Origin of the sequence: Vreelandella lutescens (assembly GCF_014640815.1) — a bacterium.
Taxonomy (GTDB): Bacteria; Pseudomonadota; Gammaproteobacteria; order Pseudomonadales; family Halomonadaceae; genus Vreelandella; species Vreelandella lutescens.
This window is the reverse complement of record NZ_BMHM01000007.1, coordinates 86,348-93,672: the sequence shown is the minus strand read 5'-3', so window position 1 is coordinate 93,672 and position 7,325 is coordinate 86,348. Positions and strand designations below refer to the sequence as shown.

General features: G+C 52.9%; 9 protein-coding genes and 1 rRNA gene. 4 read left to right on the top strand and 6 right to left on the bottom strand.

Translation table 11 applies throughout. From position 1 onward, the window contains the following. Positions 1-178: 178 nt before the first annotated feature. Positions 179-294, top strand: a 5S ribosomal RNA gene (gene rrf, locus IEW65_RS16175). A gap of 197 nt (positions 295-491) precedes the next feature. Here rrf and rnk read toward each other — a convergent pair. Continuing rightward, on the bottom strand, positions 492-905 hold the full coding sequence (gene rnk, locus IEW65_RS16170; protein WP_188640486.1) for a nucleoside diphosphate kinase regulator: 414 nt from the start codon (positions 903-905) through the stop codon (positions 492-494). Between the two features lie 253 nt (positions 906-1,158). Here rnk and rlmM point away from each other — a divergent pair, with 253 nt between their 5' ends. After that, complete coding sequence (gene rlmM / locus IEW65_RS16165) at positions 1,159-2,226, top strand: 23S rRNA (cytidine(2498)-2'-O)-methyltransferase RlmM (protein WP_188640485.1); 1,068 nt, start codon at positions 1,159-1,161, stop codon at positions 2,224-2,226. A gap of 31 nt (positions 2,227-2,257) precedes the next feature. On the opposite strand, the gene IEW65_RS16160 is transcribed toward rlmM, so the two are convergent. Continuing rightward, complete coding sequence (locus IEW65_RS16160) at positions 2,258-2,545, bottom strand: antibiotic biosynthesis monooxygenase family protein (protein WP_044629788.1); 288 nt, start codon at positions 2,543-2,545, stop codon at positions 2,258-2,260. Between the two features lie 28 nt (positions 2,546-2,573). Between IEW65_RS16160 and tusA the strand changes: the two genes are divergently transcribed. Continuing rightward, complete coding sequence (tusA, locus tag IEW65_RS16155) at positions 2,574-2,825, top strand: sulfurtransferase TusA (RefSeq protein ID WP_188640484.1); 252 nt, start codon at positions 2,574-2,576, stop codon at positions 2,823-2,825. Between the two features lie 60 nt (positions 2,826-2,885). Here tusA and IEW65_RS16150 read toward each other — a convergent pair whose 3' ends face one another. The 3 genes from IEW65_RS16150 to IEW65_RS16140 form a co-directional block, all read right to left on the bottom strand. Further along, positions 2,886-3,590, bottom strand: a complete 705-nt coding sequence (locus IEW65_RS16150) for a hypothetical protein (RefSeq protein ID WP_188640483.1) — start codon at positions 3,588-3,590, stop codon at positions 2,886-2,888. Between the two features lie 112 nt (positions 3,591-3,702). Continuing rightward, entirely contained in the window at positions 3,703-4,698 is a 996-nt protein-coding gene (locus IEW65_RS16145) for a DUF3080 family protein (protein WP_188640482.1), read from the bottom strand. A gap of 3 nt (positions 4,699-4,701) precedes the next feature. After that, complete coding sequence (locus tag IEW65_RS16140) at positions 4,702-6,120, bottom strand: MATE family efflux transporter (protein ID WP_188640481.1); 1,419 nt, start codon at positions 6,118-6,120, stop codon at positions 4,702-4,704. 115 nt (positions 6,121-6,235) lie between these two features. On the opposite strand from IEW65_RS16140, the gene IEW65_RS16135 reads away from it, so the two are divergent. Beyond that, the gene (locus IEW65_RS16135) at positions 6,236-6,838 is read left to right on the top strand and encodes an elongation factor P hydroxylase (RefSeq protein WP_229755598.1); all 603 of its coding nucleotides are present in this window, start codon (positions 6,236-6,238) and stop codon (positions 6,836-6,838) included. Here IEW65_RS16135 and IEW65_RS16130 read toward each other — a convergent pair. Beyond that, positions 6,835-7,314 (bottom strand): hypothetical protein, encoded by a 480-nt coding sequence (locus IEW65_RS16130; protein ID WP_188640480.1) that lies wholly within the window; start codon positions 7,312-7,314, stop codon positions 6,835-6,837. The two genes, IEW65_RS16135 and IEW65_RS16130, sit on opposite strands and share 4 nt — an antisense overlap. Positions 7,315-7,325: the final 11 nt, after the last annotated feature.

The following is a 7,325-nucleotide window of genomic DNA, read 5'->3' as shown; positions in this document are numbered from 1 at the left end:
ACTAATGGCCCGTGAGGCTTGACCCTATAACACCCAAGGGGTCTGGTCGCAGTAATAACGAGGAGTGTGAACGCACTCAGAGAACCGGATACGCAGCAGCAAGCTAAGAGGCTTGCTCGAAAGAGACGATCACAAAACATTAATTACCTGTTCAGCATGATGTACATGACAAGTTACGCCTGACGACCATAGCACGCGTGAACCACCTGATCCCTTGCCGAACTCAGAAGTGAAACCGCTTAGCGCCGATGGTAGTGTGGGGTCTCCCCATGCGAGAGTAGGTCATCGTCAGGCACTTATACTGCAAAGAACCCAGCCAATCGGCTGGGTTTTTTGTTGCGCGCTTGATAAGTGCGCCACCGCGTTCAAGCCCCGTGCATAGCCTGCACGGGGCTTTTTGTTGTGGGCGTCAGACCATAGACCAGCGCAGAAACCGCCGATAAAAAAGCCGCTCAATAAGAGCGGCTAGAGTAGGCAGCTAGCAGTTGCCGTTAGCGGTGGTACTGTTTCTCGCGTTCAGGTTGCCATAGGATAGCATCTACACGTAAGCGGGCGACCTGCTGGTTGGGCAGTGGCCAATCGATAGTATCGCCTACCTTTAGGCCTAACAGGCTAGCTCCAATGGGCGCCATAATAGAGATGGCGTCTTGGGTGTTGGCTAATGAGTGTGGGTAAACCAGTGTACGTACCATCTGCTGATTGCGTGTGAGGTCGGTAAACTGAATTTGGCTATTCATACTCACAACGTTATCTGGGATTTCTTCGGGATCGACGACTTCCCCGCGACTAAGCTCATCTTGTAACAGCTCAGCCACCATTTGATCCTTTTCAGTCGCTGCATCAATCAGGCGCTGCAAGCGATCTGCATCAAGCCGATTAATTAAGAGGGGAGGACGCTGCCCCATGATGCTCTCCTTGGCAAACGCAACCGTCATATACGGAGTGCGCTGTTATACAAATGGTTTTGCATGACATAAAAAAAGCCCTCTCCATAAAGAAAGGACTGTCGAGATATTCAACGGATAGTGTACGACACTTCTGATGAAAAGACGACGCGCTTAGAGAGAGGCACTCATAAAGTGCTATGATGCACGCCGCCACGCGAGCATGGCGTTCTATGCCGCGTTTATTGGTTGCATATTAAGTTTGAGGTGAAAGGTGAGCGATACGGTACCCACGTCATGGCTAGTTTACTGCCGTCCAGGTTTTGAAAGCGATGCGTTGGCAGAGATGCAGCACCATGCGAAGCAGCAAGGCGTTCCCTGCGAGCCGACGCAAGGTGAGGGCTGGGTAAGTTTAGCGCGCCAAGATGGCGAAGCGATTAATGATCTGCATCGTCAAGCAGCCTTCAAACGGCTTATTTTTGCACGGCAAAGCTTGGCGGCACTGCCTGCCTTGACGTTATCTCGGGATGACCGTCTTACAGCGATTTTAGAGCAAGTCAAAGCAAGCCGCTGGAGCTTTGAAGAGATCTGGCATGAAACACCGGATACCAACGATGGCAAAGCGTTGGCAGGCTTAATTAAAGCGCTGACAAAACCGTTGCAGAGTATGTTGAAAAAGCGTGGTGCATTGCGTGGCAAGGCAGGCGCTCGCCGGTTACATATTTTTTGGACCGATGGTGATCGCGTACAGTTAGGGATGAGTTTCCCTGACAATCGAAGCGAGCTAATTAACGGTATTCGTCGGCTGCGCTTTCCCTCTAGGGCACCTAGTCGGTCGACGCTAAAGCTAGAGGAAGCGTGGCACGAGTTTATCCCTCGGGAAGAGTGGGATGATCGTTTATCGGCGCATATGCAAGCGGCGGACCTAGGTGCAGCGCCGGGGGGCTGGACTTGGCAATTGGTGCAACGTGGGATGTATGTGTATGCCATCGACAATGGCCCAATGGATAAACAGTTGATGTCGACTGGGCAAATTGATCACTTACGCGAAGATGGCTTTACCTGGGAGCCGCCCCAGCGTTTGGATTGGCTGGTATGTGATATCGTTGATAAGCCGGTGCGCGTACTCGCGATGGTTGAGCGTTGGCTAACCCGCAAGTGGTGCCGCGAGGCGATTTTTAACCTGAAACTACCCATGAAAAAACGTTGGGATGAAGTGACACGTTGCCTAACAACGTTGGAGGAGTCATTAGCGACAGCGGGGGTGAGCGCTAAAATTAGCTGCCGCCACCTCTACCATGACAGAGAAGAAGTGACGGTACATGTGAGGCTTGCTCACTAATACTGGTTAACACATGCGCTGAACATATGGCTTAGTACCCTGGTTCATAAATGCGGATGGTTTCATCTTCTGTCAGTAGCGGTAAAATGCGCTGCATCGCCATGGCACGCTCTTCGCTGGCGTGCCATTCTTTCCAGGCACGCAGGTCGCGCCATTTGGTAATCATCAAGCGGCGGTCTGTGTGGCCTAGCTCTACCAAGGTTTCACCACCAACGAAGCCCCGGACACCCAGGGAGACACGCATCGCTTCGCGTGCTGCCTGTTCATATTCGTCTTCTAAACCGGGCATAATGCGTCGTTCAATGATGATTTTTATCATAGTGTCTGTTTCCTAGCCGAGAGAGTCGATGACTGTTAATACGGATGACCCCAGCGCGTTTGATGCTGCGTTAGATACCACAGGTCTCTACTGCCCAGAGCCCATTATGCTCATGCACAACAAAGTGCGTGATATGGCGTCTGGCCAAGTGTTGAAAGTAGTGGCAACTGACCCTGCTACTACGCGTGATGTACCAAAGTTTTGCCAGTTTTTAGGCCATGAGCTGCTGGATCAAAATAGCGCGGATGATCAATACATCTACTTTATCCGCTTGGCGTGATTTTGTGGAGTCACAGCAAGGCGCTCACCGACTAAGGGTGAAGCGCCTTGGCTTGAGTCGCTATGGACTATCGCTGCTTGGTACCACCATCATGGCGAGTGCTTCGAGCGTGGCCGGGTCCTCTTCCAGAATCCGATTAGCTATATGGCGTTGGAAGAAGTAAACGGTTTGATGCTGGGAGTGGGCGTCGTAGAGACATTTATCGCCCAGAAGTATTGGGGTCATCGTGGCTTTCTGCTCATCTGCCAGCATCGCTTCTACACTACCGTCGCTGTATAAACGCCAGCCATACACAGGTTTCATTTGCCAAGGCGCATTGGGGTGATGCATGCAGAGTGCATGGGTGCCTAAGGTATCAGGCAGCTGCTGGATCAGGGTAATGTCGCCAGAGGCTTCATACTCAAAATAGCTTGCCGCAGCAGTGAGTTCGTCGTACTTGTGATCTGGAGGAGTGTCGAAGATTTCATCGGTTTCAGGGTCGCGGTATCCAACGAAGAAACCGCTTTCATGACTATCCAGTTCATGACAGGCCGCCAGTGACTCCATCCATGGGACGAGTCCCACCACGTTGCCATCTTCCCTAAGCCCCCAAGCAAGAATAGGGAGGCCATAATAGGTGTCGGGACTCGCAGCGAGCTGGTAGACCATCTCTAATCCATCTAGCTCCGGTGCTAAACGAACTAAACACTTCCGCGCCTGCTGACGCTGACGCACGGTTTCCAGGTCGATGACCTGGGCAGAGCGAGTTGACAGGGGTGCGCCCATGGTGTCCCTCCTTGTACTGCGTGGTCACGACATTGGCAGACAGCGGTGACCGCCTGCCGCTACCTTCACCAATAGCACAGCTTGACCGCTAGGTTAAGCGCAAACGTCATTTTTAATCAGAAGCACAGTGTTTAAACGAGTCTTTTAACGCTTTGTGCTCATCCCATGCCGCTTGAAACTGCTGCCAAGGAGCCTCTGGGTTACTCACGGAAAGCCAGTTGTTTTGATACTCATCAATGGCGGGAGGCGGCGAAAGAGGATGGCTATTGATTAAATGATTGATGCTTTCGAGCCACTGTTGCGACTGCAGCGCCAGAGTCGCGATCCATTCAGGTTCGTCCAATGATAGGCAAGCGTTAGCGTCCGCTTCGCGCTCTAGGAGCCTATTTGCCTCACCGATCCGCTGTTCAGCCAGTAGCAAAGAGCGAAGTACTTCCGCGGTTAAAGGACGCTCCTGCAGCGTTTTGAGATGGTTCTCAAGTGTCGAGGAGTCTTGCTCCCAGGCAAGGCTGAATTGCTGAACCACCATTTGTCTAAGATACTCGATGGCAGCTAGTTGGCTGCTTAAGTCGATAGGTGAGTGTGGGGGAAGAGGGCTACTCGCTCTCGAAAAGCTTTTTTCCCACTCTTCAGAATCAAAGATGGCATTCCAGCTCACCGAGGGTAGCTGTGCTGTTTTTAGCTCGGTTAGCTGCGCTAGGCGTGCGTGGTCATCGTCACTCAAGCTATCCGGTACTTCGCTATTCAAACAGGTACTCAGTCTCTGCCACAGCGTGCGCTCATACAGCCAGTGTTGGCTTGGCGGAGCAACGCGGCCAAGCTGATTGTTGCGTGCCGCAATAAGAGACGTAATTTGGCACTCGCGTAGGGCGTAGATGTTGAGCATGCCATCACGGGTTTCTGGAACGTCGATCAAACGTTGCTGACGTTCAGGAAAGGCACCAATATTGCGGGGCTCCCTGCGTTCAGGAGTGGTGGTGTTAAGCGTGTCTGCCAGCTGTTGGTGATAGGTCGCCCAGGCTTGATCGGCGCTATTATCGCCGCATCCCACCAGAAGCAGGCTAGCCGACGCGGCTAGCCACACACCGTAACGTCGTTTGGGAGGCATGAATTACTCCTGTTGACTGATCTTTTTTAATCGCCAAGCCAGCAATACAGCAGCCGTGCTGAGACCAGCAATCAGCCCAATCCAGTAACCGTGTACACCCATCGGATCAGACAAACCTCCCAAGCCATAGGTTCCTAACCAGTGGCCCCCTCCTAAGCCCACAATCCAATAAGAGAGCACGGTAATGACCATGACAATGCGCGTGTCTTTATAGCCTCGTAAGGCCCCTGCTAAATTCACCTGCAGAGAATCCGACAGCTGAAAAATAACCGCTAGCGCGATAATAGTTAATGCTAATGCCTGAATCTCAGTATTTGATGTGTATAGCGCAATCACCGTTGGGGCCGTAAACCACAATAGCGTGCTGTTGATCGCCGCGACGATTACGCTAATCGTAATGCCATTCCAAGCGACTTTACGCGCCATGGCTAAACGTCGCTGTCCCAGTGTATTACCGACACGAACCGTCAGGGCCATGCTTAACGACATGGGCAGCATAAACAAGATAGTGGTGTAACTGAGGGCGATTTGGTGCGCGCCTACGGTGACTTCCCCAAAGCTGGCTATAAACAGTGCGATTAGCGTAAACAGGGTAACTTCAACAAAAATCGCAACGCCGATAGGCACCCCAACCACTACAAGCTCACGGATACCCGCTAGGTTGGGAGGGGTAAGCTGTTTCCAAAGGGACACGCTGCGATAGGTGCTACCGCGACGTGTATAGAAGGCCATGGCGATGGCCATGGTCCACATGGAGATAGCGGTAGCAATGCCGCAGCCAAAAGCACCCAGCGCAGGGAGCTGCTGCACGCTATCGGGTGTATGCGCGCCAAACAGGCTCACCAACCCTTCGCCGCCGTAAATCAGCACGTAGTTACAGGGAATATTGACAGTAAGGCCGACAAGGCTAATCCACAGGGCCGGGCGCGTATGGTTCATGCCATCAGAAAAGGCTCGTAACGCCTGGAAAAGCGCAATGCCGGGCATACCAAAGGCAACTGCGCTCAAGTAAGCGGCGGACTCACGAGCCACACTAGGGGGCACGCTCATCAACTCGAAAATAGGCGTGACAGCGACCCATAATAAACCTGCAGCGATCAGGCCTAATGCCAAGGCTACCCAAAGGGCTTGATGCACGGCGGGTCGAATATCATGGTTGCGCTGGCCGCCCAGTAAGTGCGCCACAATAGGCGTTAGCCCCATTAGCGTGCCGGTCATAAACAGCATCAGCGGCATCCATAGGCTGGAACCTACCGAGACGGCGGCCAAATCGGTAGCATTGTGCCTACCTGTCATGATGACATCGACCACGCTCATGCCCGCCTGGGCTAGCTGAGCGCCGCAAATAGGCAGAGCCAACGCGACCAGCGTTCGAGTTTCTGGCCAATAGATGGATTTGATATCGCTAGTGAAGCCGCCCAAGGTATGGTTCCCCTTTAGCAAAGAGACCTAAGAAAGGCCGATAGAGTAGCAGGAGTCGCTGCGCTTTGCTGTCTCCTCTTTAGCTGGCTAAGCCACAGCGGGTATACTGCGCGAAATGCATGGGAAAAGTGGCGATATGGTGAGTGACGAGCAAGAGCGTTGGACCCTAGACGATATTATGGCGCTGTTTGATGGCGTCTTTGCAGTGCAGTGCCAGACGCGTTTGGTTAAAGGGGGCGATGAGCCGCTGTATCGTCCGGCCACCGATCAAACGCCTTATCATCAGGTCATTTTTGCGCGTGGTTACTTTGCCAGCGCGCTACATGAAATCAGCCATTGGTGTATTGCGGGCGAAAAACGCCGGCTGTTAGAAGACTATGGCTATTGGTACTTGCCCGATGGCCGTAATGCCCAAGAGCAGCAGGCGTTCGAAAATGCTGAAATTGCGCCTCAGGCGCTGGAACAGCTATTCACCCAGGCCTGCGGGCGTACCTTCCACGTTAGCGTGGATAACCTAGGGGGCGAAGTTGAGGTAGACCGAGATGCCTTTGCGCAGAGAGTCGGTGCCAGGGCGCAGCGCTATTTAGCAGAAGGGTTGCCGCCACGCGCCAATGCTTTTTATATAGCCTTGGCGCGCTACTATCAGCAGGGCAATACGCTGGAACAGGCAATCGCCGCAGGCAGAGCGCTGCTAGAAGCCACTGAGGTTAGCGCTTAATCTTTTTCATTAAGCTGTTGGTGCAGCGAAAGCATCACTTCAATTTCGTGCTCCGGGCGCATCGGCTCTAAGCCCAAGTCGTTAAACATCTCGCTACGCAGGCGATGCCACTCACTAGAACTGAGCTGATCGTACAATACCTGTGCGGGTGCCAGCTCTACAAAGGGGTCCAGACCGTAGGTGTCAAACAAACGCGCCAGCGCGGCCTCATCTTCGCCGTTATCGCTGGTGTAGAGCGTGGCAGAGAAGTGATCGTTCTCTAATTCACGAATCACATCTAGAGGGCTGACGCCTAAGCTCTCTAACTCCTCAATGCTATAAGCGCCCATCACATTGCTATCTTCAGTGATCCAGCTGTCGTCCGGCTGGATCAGCGTTTGTTTGATTCGACCGTCGGGTAACGACCACGCTATAGAGAGCGGCAAGCCATTATCTTCGCCTATTTCAATGGCAATAAAACCAGGATAGTCAGCCACGCAGTTGCTCC